Below are 12,675 nucleotides of genomic sequence, written 5' to 3' on the forward strand. Positions count from 1 at the left end.
CGCCGTCGCCGTCACCATCTCCGTCGCCGTCGCCGTCACCATCTCCGTCGCCGTCGCCGTCACCATCTCCGTCGCCGTCGCCGTCACCATCTCCGTCGCCGTCGCCGTCACCATCTCCGTCGCCGTCACCATCTCCGTCGCCGTCACCATCTCCGTCGCCGTCGCCATCTCCATCTCCGTCGCCGTCACCATCTCCGTCGCCGTCGCCGTCGCCGTCACCATCTCCGTCGCCGTCGCCGTCGCCATCTCCGTCGCCGTCACCACCGCTGCTGCCGTCGCCGCCGCCGCCCAGCAAGGCCGCACCGCCAACCAGACCAGCCGCAAGCGCACCGGCGCCAAGACCGCCGCCCGCCAGCAGACCCGGCGCAAGGAAGCCCATGCCCGCCGGTTCGTCGCTGACCATTTCAGCGGCCGCATAATTGTCCGCCTCCGCAAAACGGATGTCATCAAGGGTGGAAAACTTGTTCCATGCATCAACCGGGCCATAGCTGGCATAGATCACGCCATTGGCACCGCTGTCTTGCAGCAGCACTTCACTGACTTCGCCATCTGCCGAAAGGTAAAGCCGGTTGATCCGGCCAGGGTCCGCATCGAAGAACCCTGCAAGGTCGATGGTCTGACCATCCACCAGCTTGACGATCAGATCGGCGCCCTTGCGCTCGTATCCGACAACGCTGGAATGCGCGAGGTGCAGCGAAACCTGTTCGCCGGACCCTACCTGAATGAAATTGCTTGCGTCACCGCCCGCCGTGCCTTGCACGACACCGCCCGCAGAATTGCGGACGGCGAACTTAATCGCCTGCACCATTTTACCGCTCCGCCTCAAATCCGGGTTAATGACCGGATGATGGGTTATGGCCCCGTTATCGGGGTCCGATTACGTCCATCAATACGCGGGACCGGGCACAATTTCTAGGGGGCACCGCGGCTCATGCCGCATTTTCTTCCAATTTCCCCATATTATGGCCACATTTGTTGCTTCGCATGCCAAATAGGCGATCCAAACTAGACCACACCAGATATAGACAATTGCACAGCGATCAATACAACCGCTGTCCGCTTTCATCGAAGAAGAACAATTTATTCTCGTCATAGTTGAGCGAGATTTCTTCACCCACAGCGAAGTCATGCTCGCCAAAAAGCCGGATGGTGATAAGACCGTGTGTCGGATTGAGCACATAAACCAGAGTTTCGCCGCCCAGTTTTTCGAGATGGCTGACTTTCGCCGCAAGCTTGCCCGAACCACGCAGCAGGGTGAGATGCTCTGGCCGGACACCGACACTCTCGGCCCTCAGCCCCAATGCCCCGCCCTTCAGAAAGTTCATCTGCGGTGACCCGATGAAGCCCGCAACGAAAGTATTGGCAGGGTTGTTATACAACTCCATGGGCGCGCCGACCTGTTCAACCCGGCCTCCACGCAGCACCACGATACGATCCGCCAGCGTCATCGCCTCGACCTGATCATGGGTCACATAGATCATCGTCGCGCCAAGCTCGCGGTGCAGGCGCGCAATCTCGATCCGGGTCTGCACCCGCAGTGCCGCATCAAGGTTCGACAGTGGCTCGTCGAACAGGAACAGTTTGGGCCGCCGCACGATGGCACGGCCAATGGCAACGCGCTGACGCTGACCGCCCGAAAGCTCGGACGGGCGCCGGTCCATCAAGGCATCCAGCGACAGCATGGCCGCGGCCTTGCCAGTCGCCTGCGCGATCTCGGCCTTTGCGACACCGGCCTGTTTCAGCGCCAGCCCCATATTGTCGCGCACGGTCAGATGCGGGTAAAGCGCGTAGCTCTGGAACACCATGGCAATCTCGCGTTTGGCAGGCGCCAGATCATTTATGCGCTGCCCGTCGATCATCACATCGCCCGAACTCACATCCTCCAGCCCGGCGATCATCCGCAGCAGGGTAGATTTGCCACAGCCCGACGGACCGACGAAGACGCAGAATTCGCCGTCGTTCACCGTCAGATCGACACCCTTGATCACATCGGTCGCGCCGAAGGATTTGGTCACTTTGGTCAGATTGAGCGTTCCCACGGGGCTGTTCCTTACAGTTTCACGGGATGGCCGGTGCGCACGCTTTCATCCGCGGCAAGGCAGATGGCGAGCGACCGGACGGCATCGGTCATATGGCGGCCAAGGTCGAGGTCTTCGCGGATCGCCCGCGCAACGAACGCCTGTTCGCGGTTGCAAAGCGCCTGATGGCCGGGTTCATCGGTCATGTTGAGATCATGATCCCCCTGCCCCACGCGATGAATGCGCAGAGTGGAGGTCTTGGTATGGGTGTCGATATCATCTGACCGTGCGCTTTCGGGCATACGGATCGAAACGGCACCGCGCGGGCTGACGACATCCTTCACGAAGAAGGCGGTGTCGCTCATCATCGGGCCCCAGCCAGCCTCATACCAGCCGCAAGACCCGTCTGCGAACAGCACCTGAAAATGGCCGTAGTTATATGTGTCGGGTGCGATCTCGTCCGACAGGCGCAACCCCATCCCCCGCACCTCCACCGGCGCGGCATCCGTGATCTGGCACATCACATCCACATAATGCACCCCGCAATCCACGATGGGCGGCGTGGTCTGCATCAACGCCTTGTGCACCTCCCATGTCGGACCGGAGGATTGCTGGTTCAGGTTCAGGCGGAACACATAGGGCCCGCCCAGATCGCGCGCCTCGGCGATCAGCCGTTGCCAGCTTGGATGGTGGCGCAGGATATAGCCCACCACCAGCTTGCGGTTCAGTCGCATGGCGGTCGCCACCACTCGTTCGGCATCGGCCACCGTCGTCGCCAGCGGCTTTTCGACAAAGACATGCGCTCCCGCCTCCATCGCCGCCACGGCGTAATCGGCATGGCTATCGGAATAGGTAGCGACACAAACCAGATCGGGCTTCAGCCGCTTCAGCGCCGCGGCGTAATCATGGCTCAGCGGGTAGCTGCGCAACGCCTCGGGCAGATCCGGCACCGAGCGGTTCACCAGCCCGACGATCTGGAAAGCAGGATCGTTGTGGTAGGCAAGAGCGTGGCTTTGCCCCATGTTTCCAAGACCGGCAACAAGAACCCGGATCATTTCACTGCCCCCGCTGTGATGCCGCGGATCAGCTGCCGCGAGAAGATCAGATACAGAACAAGCACCGGCACGATGGCGAGGCTCAGCGCCGCCAGCACCGCGTTCCAGTTGGTGACGAACTGCCCGATGAACACCTGGCTGCCCAGCGTGATGGTCTTGGTTGCTTCGGACGGTGCAAGGATCAGCGGAAACCAAAGGTCATTCCAGATCGGAATCAGACTGAATACCGCCACCGTCGCCATGGCGGGCCGCACCAGCGGCAGCACCAGGCGGAAGAAGATGGTATATTCGTTCAACCCGTCGATCCGCCCCGCATTCTTCAGATCGGCGGAGACGTTGCGCATGAATTCCGACAGAATAAACACCGCCAGCGGCAGGCCCTGCGCGGTATAGACAAGGATCAGCGCGGTCAGCGTATTCACCAACCCGCTTGCCACCATCATTTGCAGGATGGCCACGGTGCCCAGCCGGATCGGGATCATGATGCCCAGCGCCAGATACAACCCCATCAGCATATTGCCGCGGAACCTGTATTCCGACAGGGCGAAAGCCGCCATCGCGCCGAACATCAGCACGAAGAACAGGCTCGCCACCGTCACCGTCATCGAGTTCAGGAAATACTGGAAGAAATCGCCCTGCTTCAGCACAGTCTGATAGCCGACCAGATCGAAGGTTGCGGGGCCGGGCAGGGCCAGCGGATCGGCAAAGATCGCCTTGCGGGATTTCAGGCTGTTGATGACGGTCACGAAGACCGGGAACAGCGCGATGACCGTATAGGTGATCAGGATGGCATGGGCCCCGAAAGTGCGGGCGATGGATTGGCGGGCCTGGCTCATGATGGTCCCCTCAGAACTGGTAGCGGCGCAGCCGCGTCTGGATGGCGAACAGATAGAAGCAGACGCCGACAAGAATGATTCCGAACATCGCCGTCGCAATCGTCGCCCCCATATGCGGGTCGCCTAGTTGCAACTGGAACCCGAAGAAGGTGCGATAGAGGAACGTCCCCAGAATGTCGGTGGCAAAATTCGGCCCCGCCAGCGCGCCCTGCGCCACATAGATCAGGTCAAATGCGTTGAAGTTGCCGACAAAGGTCAGGATCGAGATGATGCCGATGGAGGGCAGGATCAGCGGCAGCTTGATCTTCCAGAACTGCGACCAGCCAGTCACGCCGTCCATCTCTGCCGCCTCGATCACCTCGTCCGGGATCGACAGCAGCGCCGCATAGATCAGCATCATCGGGATACCCACAAACTGCCAGACCGAAATCAGCGCCAGTGTTGTCAGCGCATATTCCTCTTTCCCCAGCCAGGGCGCGAACAGGCTCTTCAGCCCCACCGCATCCAGCATTCCCGGCGCGATCCCCCAGATCGGTGACAGGATCAGCTTCCACACGAAGCCCACGATCACGAAGCTCAGGATCGTCGGAATGAAGATCGCCGTGCGATAGAAGGCCGAGAACCGCAACCGGGGCGAAGACAGCAGCGCCGCCAGCAAGATCCCCACCGGGTTCTGCACCAGCATATGCACCACGAAGAACCAAGCGTTGTTCGCCAGCGCGTTCCAGAACGCCCCCGACCAGCGTGGATCACCAAACAGCGTGGCAAAATTCGCCAATCCCGCGAAAACCCGCGTCTTGGTTTCGTCAAGATTGAACAGCGACAGGTTCAGCGTGCCGAACAAGGGCACGATCATCAGCGCCGTATACACCAGCACCGCAGGCGCCAGAAATACCGCGATATGCCAGCGAACATGCTTCCGCTGCGCCATCTTCGTCCCCTTTGCTTCTTGAAAAATACTCTCGGGGGGTCCGGGGGGGGCAGACAGCCCCCCCCGGACCCATCCACGATGCGCGCGCTTACTTCTGCGGCGCGTACCAGCTGGCAAGCCCATCCTGAAGTCGCTTGGCGGCATCTTCCGGCGTTTCGGTGCCCTTGATCACATTGGCACTGGCATTCCAGGTCTCGTTCTCAAGGTTGGGCGTGCCGCGCGACAGGATCTGATAGGTGGACCGGATCGTCGGCTTGCAGGTCTCGCGCCAGCCCACGAATTCCTTGGCCAGCGGGTCTTCCATCTCCACCGGGGTCGAATTCAGCGAGAAGAAGCCGGGCAGGGCATTGGCGTAAAGCGTCGCGAACTCGGGCGAGCCCACCCAGTCGAGGAACACTTTCGCCGCATCGGGATGGGCGGTCTTCGCATTCATGCCCAGCGCGATGTCGGTATGATCCGAGATATAGCAATCATCCCCGACAGCCGGCACCGGCGGCGGGAAGGCCCCCATCTTGAACCCGGCCTGTGCATTGAAGCCCGAGATTTCCCACGACCCGGCCGGGTAGATCGCCGCGCGGCCCAGCGTGAACAGGTTCTGGCTGTCCGGGTAGGTCTGCGCCTCGAACCCGTCACCCAGATAATCCTTCCATTTCGCCAGTTGACGATAGGGCGCAACCCAGGCTTCGTCGGTCAGCTTCTGGGTGCCTGCGATCAGCGCTTTGCGGCCCTCCTCACCCTTCCAGTAGTTCGGACCGATGTTCTGATAGCCCATGGTCGCGGCTTCCCACTGGTCATTGGTGCCCATGGCCATCGGGATATAGGTGCCATCCGCCTTGATCTTGTCGAGCGCGGCAAAGAATTCGGCCTCGGTCTTGGGCACTTCGATGCCCAGTTCGGCGAAGGCATCGGCATTGAAGATGAAGCCGTGGATCACGCTCGCCATCGGCACGCAGAAGGTGGCGGCGCCGTCATCCGTTTGCCAGGCAGACTTCGCCACATCCGAGAAATTCGCCATCGAGGCGAGTCCCGACAGGTCGGCAAGCTGGCCCTTGTTGTAAAGCTCCAGCGAGGCGTCGAAGGGGCGGCAGGTGATCAGGTCGCCCGCCGAACCGGCATCCAGCTTCGAGTTCAGAACGGCATTGTATTCCGCTGGCGCCGAAGGGGCAAAGACCACCTTGATGCCGGGATTTGCGGCCTCGAACGCCGGAATGATGGTGTCCTGCCAGATCGACAGATCATCGTTGCGCCAGCTTTCGATGGTCAGCGTGACATCCTCGGCCTGCGCGGCACTGGCAAGCACGGTGCTTGCCAGCAGCGCGAAACGCATGGTTTTCTTCATCATCGTCTCCCTGTTTGCGGGCCTTTTCCGGCCCGGTGATCTTTATTTTTCAAGAATAACGCCCAGATGTCCGTCGGCCCATTCAAGGGCGGCATGGGCACTTTCCGGGCTGTAGCCTCGGGCCACGAGGATGGCAGGCTTCACCGCCCCACCCGTCTGTGACAGCGCAGTTTCGGCTTCGGCCCGCGTGACACGGGAAACCGCACAGACGATCCGGGCGGCGCGGTCGATAAGCTTTGCATTGTCGGCAGCCACATTCACCATGTAGCCGTCATGAACATGGCCAAGGCGCAAGCCGATCAACACGGATACCATGTTCAGCGCGACCTTCTGCGCCGTGCCCGCGCCCATTCGGGTCGAACCGGAAACAACCTCGGCCCCGGTTTCCAGCAGGACCGGCAGGTCCGCCATTCCCAGAAGGGCGGAACCCGCGACATTGGCAAAGCCGGCCACTGTCACCCCACGGGCCCGCGCCGCATCGGCCAACGTCAGGGCATAGGGCGTAGTTCCCGAGGCTGACAGGACGATCAATGCATCGCCTCGACCCAGCCGGGCCACCTCAAGATCGGCAAGCGCAAGCGCCGGGTCATCCTCTACCGCGCCGGTCATGTGCAAGAGGGCAGCAGCGCCCCCTGCAAACATCATGGGCGTACGGTCGGGCGGCAGGCCAAATGTGCCCGCAAGCTCCAGACAGTCGGCCAGCGCCATCAAGCCAGAGCTTCCGGCCCCGCCATAACCAAGCCTGCCTCCGCCGCGCAGCGCCCTGGCCCCCGCATCGGCAACCGCCTCCAGCGCCACAAGAGCGGGGCGTATCGTGGAAAGAGCAGCAATCTGCGCCTCCAGCAGAAGGGAAAGCACCTCGCCGCCGGGACGCTTGTGCAGCCCCTCGGATGCCGGGTGTCGTGCTTCGGTGCTGCCAGTGGCCATGTGATTCCTCCCTTGCACCAAGATAATGCCAAACCAATACCAATTGTAAAGAATAATCTTCTGTATATGCATATACCCTTGTTTTCTCTCTATTATAACTTTCCTCTTTTCATTTGGTATTGTTTTGGTATGTTATTTTCAACGGGGGAGAGCATGGTCGTCTTTCTGGGAATCGATGGTGGCGGCACCGGATGCCGCGCGGCACTGGCAGATGCGTCCGGTGCCATTCTGGGGTTCGGCACAGCCGGGCCTGCGAATGTGAACAGCGATGTCGCGGGCACTTTCGCCAATGTCATGGCCGCAACCCGAATGGCATTGACCGGCCACGACATTCCGGAAACGGATCTGGTGGCAGTGCTGGGCCTCGCCGGCGCCAATGTCAGCATGGCGGTCGCACAACTGCGGCAGATGCTGCCATTTGCGCGCATACGCATCGTCACAGATGCGGTGACCGCAGCACGCGGAGCGCTGGGTGGGTCTGACGGGATCGTCGCGGCCATGGGGACGGGTTCGGTTTTCGCGGTGCAGCGCAATGGCATCATGCGTCAGTTCGGCGGACGCGGTTTCGTTCTGGGCGATCAGGGCAGCGGCGCGGTTCTGGGCCGTGCCCTGTTGGCCGAAGCCCTGCGCGCCGATGACGGGTTTGCGGAAATGACGCCGCTTCTTGCCGAAGTTCTGGACGAACTTGGCGGGGTCGAAGGCATCATCACCTTTGGGTTCCGCGCCAGCCCCGCCGAGTTTGCGGCTTTTGCCCCGCGTATCGTGCAGGGTGATGATCCTGCGGCGCGGCGGTTGTTCGACGCCGCCGTAACCGAATTGCGCGATCTCATGCGCATTCTTCAGGCGGGCGACAGCCTGCCGCTGGTATTCCTGGGCGGGTTGGGTCCGTTCTATGCGGACCGCCTGCGGGATCTGTGGGAAATCCGCACACCAATCGGCTCGGGTCTGGACGGGGCGGTGCGGCTGGCGCTGGAGGAGGCGTGATGGATCACCTGTTTTCTCCCGAGGGGTTTGACGATACCGGCGCCGGGCCGCTCTATGTGCAGTTGCATCGCCGGATTGCCGAGGCCATCGCCTCGGGTCGCCTGAAGCCGGGTGACAGCCTGCCCGCCGAACGCGAGATGGCGGCCATGACCGGCCTGTCCCGCGTCACAGTGCGCAAGGGCGTGGAGGCGCTGGTCGCTTCGGGCCAACTGGTTCAGCGGCGCGGTTCTGGCACTTTCGTCGCGCCAAAAGTCGAGAAACTGGAACAGGCGCTGTCGCTGCTGACATCATTTACCGAGGATATGCGGCGACGCGGGCTGAATTCGGAATCGCGCTGGCTATCGCGCGCGCTGCACAACCCCTCGCCAGAAGAGGTCATGGCTCTGGGTCTCGCGGCCGATGAACGTGTGGCCCGGCTGGAACGGGTGCGCAGCAGCGACGGCCTGCCGCTGGCCATCGAACGCGCCTCGCTGCCGCAGGCAATCCTGCCCGAACCGGAGCGGGTGACGACCTCGCTCTATGCAGAATTACAGGCCCGCGGCCTGCGTCCGGTGCGCGCCGTGCAACGAATTTCCGCTGTGAATGTGACCCCGCGCGATGCGGAACTTCTGGGCGTGACTGCCGGGGTTGCCGGGCTGCGGATCGAACGGATTTCCTATCTGCCCTCTGGCAAGGTGGTGGAATTCACCCGCTCGCTTTATCGCGGCGATGCCTATGACTTCGCCGTGGAACTGAAACTTGCCCCCGAGGGCGAAAGGAAAACCGAATGACCGACAGCCACATGGCCCGCGAAGTGGCCGAGATCCCTGAAGCGGCCGCCCGGTTTCTGGACAAGTCGCACGGTGCCATCCTTGCCGCAGCGGCAGCCCTGCGGCGCACCGATCCGCTGCTTGTTGCCACGGTCGCGCGCGGGTCGTCCGACCATGCCGCAACCTATCTGAAATATGCGATCGAACTGGAGGCAGGTGTGCCTGTCGCCTCTGTCGGGCCATCGGTCGCCTCGATCTATCGTCGTCCGCTGAAGCTGCGGCAGGCCGCCTGTATCGGTATTTCGCAGTCCGGCCGCAGCCCCGACATCGTGGAAATGATGCGCGCGGCGGGCGAGGGCGGCGGCCTGTCCATCGCGATCACCAACCATGATGACAGCCCGATGGCGCAGGTTTCCGCGCATTGTCTGCCTTTGCAAGCGGGCGAAGAGAGAAGTGTGGCCGCCACCAAGACCTTCGTGACCAGTGTGCTGGCCGGGCTGGCCCTGCTTGCGGAATGGCGCGAGGATGATGCGCTGCGCGCGGCGGTCGCCAGTCTGCCCGAGGCACTGGCGCGGGCCGTGGCGCTGGACTGGTCGCCACTGTCGGCGCGGCTGGCGCGGGCCAATTCGGCCTTCGTGCTCGGCCGGGGGCCGGGTTTCGCCGTCGCCAGCGAAGCAGCGCTGAAGTTCAAGGAAACCTCGGGTATCCATGCCGAGGCCTACAGCGCGGCCGAGGTGCTGCACGGGCCCGCCGCCATCGTGCAGGCACAGTTTCCGGTGCTGGCGCTGGGGGTCGATGACGCCGCTCTGCCGCAACTGACGGCGACCGCCGCACGGCTCGCATCGCAAGGCGCCGATGTCTTCGTGACCGGCGCCGAGGTAGAGGGGGCAACCACGTTGCCCTCGGTCGGTGGCCTGCATCCGCTGGTGGCGCCTCTGGTGCTGATTGCCGGGTTCTATGCTTTTGTCGAAGGTCTGGCCCGTCGGCGCGGCTTTGACCCCGACACCCCGCCGCATCTGCGCAAGGTGACGGAGACGGTGTGATGCGGCAGGTTCTGAAGGGTGCACGGATCTTCGATGGCCAGAACTTTCAGGACGATACCGCTCTGGTGATCGAGGGCGGGCAGATCACCGCACTGATTCCGGCAGGCGAAGCAGCCTCAGATGCACGGCATGTAGAAGGAACCATCGCACCCGCGTTTCTGGACCTTCAGGTCAACGGTGGCGGCGGGCATCTTGTCGGTACGGAAACCACGCTCGAAGGGCTGCGAAAGGTATGCGACGCGCATCTGCGGCTGGGAACTGCGGGGGTATTGCCCACGCTGATCACCGATACTGCCGAAACTACGGCGCGCGTGATCGCTGCGGGCATCGCAGCGGCAGAGGCGCAGGTGCCCGGCTTTCTCGGCCTGCATCTGGAAGGTCCGCATCTGGACCCGCGCCGCAAGGGCGCCCATGACCCCGCGCTGATCCGGCCAATGGAAGCACAAGACCTCGCGCGGCTCTGTGATGCCGCCCGGCGGCTACCGGCGCTGATGGTAACGCTGGCACCAGAAAGTGCGACGGCAGACCAGATTGCAACGCTGGCAAAGGCGGGCGCCGTCGTCAGCCTTGGCCACAGCGATTGCAGCTATGATACCGCGCGCGCGGGCTTTGCCACCGGGGCGCATTGCGCCACGCATCTGTTCAACGCCATGAGCCAGATCGGCAATCGCGCGCCGGGACTGGCCGGGGCGATCCTTGATGGTGACGTATTCGCGGGGCTGATTGCCGATGGCATCCATGTCCATCCCGCGGTGATGCGCATGGCGCTGGCGGCACGGCACGAGGGAATTTTCCTTGTGACCGATTGCATGGCCTTCGCGGGCACGGATGCGACGGAAATGCTGCTGAACGGGCGCCGTGTGCTGCGGCGGGACGGGCGGCTGACGCTGGAGGATGGAACGCTTGCCGGGGCCGATCTTACGCTGGCCGATGCCATTCGGGTCTTGATCCGCGATGTCGGTATCCCGCCCGAACGGGCCTTTCGCATGGCCAGCGCAGAACCGGCAAGACTGCTGGGTCTGAAAGACCGTTATGGCGCGATTGCGCCGGGGCGCGGGGCAGATCTTGTGCTGCTTGGCCCGGACGGCAGCCTGACGGCCACCTGTCACGGCGGCGCCTGGCTTTAGACGCCGCGCCGACGCATCTCGGCCAGCAGGTCATCCAGCCGCCAGCCAACACGGCCGGTCAACCCGTCGCGCACCGCCCAGCCCAGCAGGCGCAGGAATGTGCGACGGTTTTCACCCTGCGCCATGCCACGCAGCAACCATTTCGGCAGCACGACCGCAAGCGCAGGCCAGAACCATAGACCAGCCGCCTGCTTGTAAAGCAGAAGCAGGTTGCGGTGATAGAAGTATGTCTTCCAGACCGGGGTGAACTGGCCCTTGGCGGAAATCGTCGAACAGTCATGCTCGAACCGGATGCCAGGAAAGAACCCGATCCGCCCGCCCGCCCGGCTGATCGCCATGGAATAAAGCCCATCCTCGGCATAGACGAACAGCCGCCCGTCGGGGAAACCGGCAAGACCGATCGCCCGGCGCGACAGGAAGAGGCCGACGAAGGACCCGCCATCCACCGGGAGCGGCCCGTCCTTTTCATAATCCGTATCGGTCAGATGAAAGGCAGCACGCCCACCGCCCGCGACAGTGCGCAGAAAGATGGACGGATGCCAGAACGGGTTCAGCACCGGCCGGTTCATGCCGCAAACCCGACCGTCAGGATAATAAACCGCCGCCGCGACGGCATCCCATCCGGTTGTGTCCGACGCGCGAAAGGCTTCCAGTGCGCCAGAAACCGGGCGCGCATCATCATCCATCACGACGATCCAGTCGGGATCGTATGCGGCAACCGCATGGCGCAGACCAGCCTCAAAGCCGCCCGCGCCACCCAGATTTTCCGCCATTTCAAGAACGTCCAGCCGCGCATCCCCGCGGTCCACCAGCCATTCGCGCGTGCCATCGGTCGAGCCATTGTCCACGACGATCAGCCGATCCAGCGGCTCGGCCAGCAGCCGCTCCACCGTTTTTGTGATCTGGGAAAATCGGTTGAAGGTCACCACAACAGCACACAGACTGTTGTCCGGTTTCCGGCTTTCCACGTTCAACTGATACATCTCCGCGCGCGGGGCGTTTGCCTGCCACTACCATAGATCGCCCGGATGTAAAGACTTGCAGCGCCGTGCCGGGGTTGTGGCCACCCCGGCACGGCGCCATATTGCCCGCAGGAGGATGCGCTATGGCAGACGACAAATTTCCAGGCTGGCACGGAACCACCATTCTGGCGGTGCGACGCGGTGGGGAGGTGGTTGTGGCGGGTGACGGGCAGGTGAGCCTTGGCCAGACCGTCATCAAGGGCACCGCGCGCAAGGTGCGCAGGCTCTCGCCCGGTGGACGTGACGTGGTCTGCGGTTTCGCCGGATCGACCGCCGATGCCTTCACCCTGCTGGAACGGCTGGAAAAGAAGCTGGAAATCGCGCCGGGCCAGCTTGCCCGCGCCTGCGTCGATCTGGCTAAGGACTGGCGGATGGACAAATACCTTCGCAATCTGGAGGCGATGCTGATCGTGACCGACGGTGCGGACCTGTTCGTCATCACTGGCGCGGGCGACGTGCTGGAGCCGGAACATGACATCGCCGCCATCGGATCGGGCGGCAACTTCGCGCTCGCCGCCGCGCGCGGGCTGATGCAGACCGATTTCGACGCCGAGACCATCGCCCGCAAGGCCATGGCCATCGCGGCGGACATCTGCGTCTATACAAACGGGAATCTGACGGTAGAGCGGATCGGCGCCTGACGC

Annotated in this window: 13 protein-coding genes; 5 read left to right on the plus strand and 8 right to left on the minus strand. The window is 62.9% G+C overall.

Annotation, left to right across the window (positions count from 1 at the left end):
- The 7 genes from D2N39_RS23690 to D2N39_RS15040 all read right to left on the minus strand — a co-directional run.
- The coding region (locus D2N39_RS23690; RefSeq protein ID WP_407645587.1) for a BapA/Bap/LapF family prefix-like domain-containing protein at window positions 1-808 on the minus strand (808 nt) is incomplete at its 3' end.
- Window positions 809-1,040: 232 nt separating this feature from the next.
- A complete protein-coding gene (locus D2N39_RS15015; RefSeq protein WP_119135598.1) occupies window positions 1,041-2,039 on the minus strand; it encodes an ABC transporter ATP-binding protein in 999 nt (332 codons plus the stop codon).
- Window positions 2,040-2,050: 11 nt separating this feature from the next.
- Window positions 2,051-3,073: a Gfo/Idh/MocA family protein gene (locus D2N39_RS15020; protein ID WP_199725264.1), complete on the minus strand. Its 1,023-nt coding sequence runs from the start codon at window positions 3,071-3,073 to the stop codon at window positions 2,051-2,053.
- Window positions 3,070-3,909, minus strand: a complete 840-nt coding sequence (locus D2N39_RS15025) for a carbohydrate ABC transporter permease (RefSeq protein ID WP_119135599.1) — start codon at window positions 3,907-3,909, stop codon at window positions 3,070-3,072. The genes D2N39_RS15020 and D2N39_RS15025 overlap by 4 nt, the downstream gene beginning before the upstream one ends.
- A 10-nt stretch (window positions 3,910-3,919) precedes the next feature.
- A complete protein-coding gene (locus D2N39_RS15030; protein WP_119135600.1) occupies window positions 3,920-4,840 on the minus strand; it encodes a carbohydrate ABC transporter permease in 921 nt (306 codons plus the stop codon).
- An 88-nt stretch (window positions 4,841-4,928) separates the two neighbouring features.
- Complete coding sequence (locus D2N39_RS15035; protein ID WP_407645580.1) at window positions 4,929-6,179, minus strand: ABC transporter substrate-binding protein; 1,251 nt, start codon at window positions 6,177-6,179, stop codon at window positions 4,929-4,931.
- Between the two features lie 42 nt (window positions 6,180-6,221).
- Entirely contained in the window at window positions 6,222-7,106 is an 885-nt protein-coding gene (locus D2N39_RS15040; protein ID WP_119135602.1) for an N-acetylmuramic acid 6-phosphate etherase, read from the minus strand.
- Between the two features lie 153 nt (window positions 7,107-7,259).
- On the opposite strand from D2N39_RS15040, the gene D2N39_RS15045 reads away from it, so the two are divergent.
- From D2N39_RS15045 to nagA, 4 genes are read left to right on the plus strand one after another with little or no spacing between them, the layout of a single operon-like run.
- Entirely contained in the window at window positions 7,260-8,090 is an 831-nt protein-coding gene (locus D2N39_RS15045) for a BadF/BadG/BcrA/BcrD ATPase family protein (RefSeq protein WP_119135603.1), read from the plus strand.
- Window positions 8,090-8,860 (plus strand): GntR family transcriptional regulator, encoded by a 771-nt coding sequence (locus tag D2N39_RS15050; RefSeq protein WP_119135604.1) that lies wholly within the window; start codon window positions 8,090-8,092, stop codon window positions 8,858-8,860. Before D2N39_RS15045 ends, D2N39_RS15050 begins: the two co-directional genes overlap by 1 nt.
- Complete coding sequence (locus tag D2N39_RS15055) at window positions 8,857-9,882, plus strand: SIS domain-containing protein (protein ID WP_119135605.1); 1,026 nt, start codon at window positions 8,857-8,859, stop codon at window positions 9,880-9,882. The genes D2N39_RS15050 and D2N39_RS15055 overlap by 4 nt, the downstream gene beginning before the upstream one ends.
- A complete protein-coding gene (gene nagA, locus D2N39_RS15060; protein ID WP_119135606.1) occupies window positions 9,882-11,009 on the plus strand; it encodes an N-acetylglucosamine-6-phosphate deacetylase in 1,128 nt (375 codons plus the stop codon). Before D2N39_RS15055 ends, nagA begins: the two co-directional genes overlap by 1 nt.
- Here nagA and D2N39_RS15065 read toward each other — a convergent pair.
- A complete protein-coding gene (locus D2N39_RS15065) occupies window positions 11,006-11,992 on the minus strand; it encodes a glycosyltransferase (RefSeq protein WP_119135607.1) in 987 nt (328 codons plus the stop codon). The two genes, nagA and D2N39_RS15065, sit on opposite strands and share 4 nt — an antisense overlap.
- A gap of 122 nt (window positions 11,993-12,114) precedes the next feature.
- Between D2N39_RS15065 and hslV the strand changes: the two genes are divergently transcribed.
- On the plus strand, window positions 12,115-12,672 hold the full coding sequence (hslV, locus tag D2N39_RS15070; protein WP_119135608.1) for an ATP-dependent protease subunit HslV: 558 nt from the start codon (window positions 12,115-12,117) through the stop codon (window positions 12,670-12,672).
- Window positions 12,673-12,675: the final 3 nt, after the last annotated feature.

This window comes from Gemmobacter lutimaris, assembly GCF_003570715.1.
Classification (GTDB): Bacteria; Pseudomonadota; Alphaproteobacteria; order Rhodobacterales; family Rhodobacteraceae; genus Gemmobacter; species Gemmobacter lutimaris.

What these genes read in the sequence shown, in the direction of transcription:
- D2N39_RS15055 (WP_119135605.1), top strand. Translation starts at nt 8,857, where the DNA reads ATGACCGACAGCCACATGGCCCGCGAAGTGGCCGAGATCCCTGAAGCG.
- D2N39_RS15030 (WP_119135600.1), bottom strand. Translation starts at nt 4,840, where the DNA reads ATGGCGCAGCGGAAGCATGTTCGCTGGCATATCGCGGTATTTCTGGCG.
- hslV (WP_119135608.1), top strand. Translation starts at nt 12,115, where the DNA reads ATGGCAGACGACAAATTTCCAGGCTGGCACGGAACCACCATTCTGGCG.
- D2N39_RS15045 (WP_119135603.1), top strand. Translation starts at nt 7,260, where the DNA reads ATGGTCGTCTTTCTGGGAATCGATGGTGGCGGCACCGGATGCCGCGCG.
- D2N39_RS15020 (WP_199725264.1), bottom strand. Translation starts at nt 3,073, where the DNA reads ATGATCCGGGTTCTTGTTGCCGGTCTTGGAAACATGGGGCAAAGCCAC.
- nagA (WP_119135606.1), top strand. Translation starts at nt 9,882, where the DNA reads ATGCGGCAGGTTCTGAAGGGTGCACGGATCTTCGATGGCCAGAACTTT.
- D2N39_RS15025 (WP_119135599.1), bottom strand. Translation starts at nt 3,909, where the DNA reads ATGAGCCAGGCCCGCCAATCCATCGCCCGCACTTTCGGGGCCCATGCC.
- D2N39_RS15050 (WP_119135604.1), top strand. Translation starts at nt 8,090, where the DNA reads ATGGATCACCTGTTTTCTCCCGAGGGGTTTGACGATACCGGCGCCGGG.
- D2N39_RS15065 (WP_119135607.1), bottom strand. Translation starts at nt 11,992, where the DNA reads ATGTATCAGTTGAACGTGGAAAGCCGGAAACCGGACAACAGTCTGTGT.
- D2N39_RS15035 (WP_407645580.1), bottom strand. Translation starts at nt 6,179, where the DNA reads ATGAAGAAAACCATGCGTTTCGCGCTGCTGGCAAGCACCGTGCTTGCC.
- D2N39_RS15040 (WP_119135602.1), bottom strand. Translation starts at nt 7,106, where the DNA reads ATGGCCACTGGCAGCACCGAAGCACGACACCCGGCATCCGAGGGGCTG.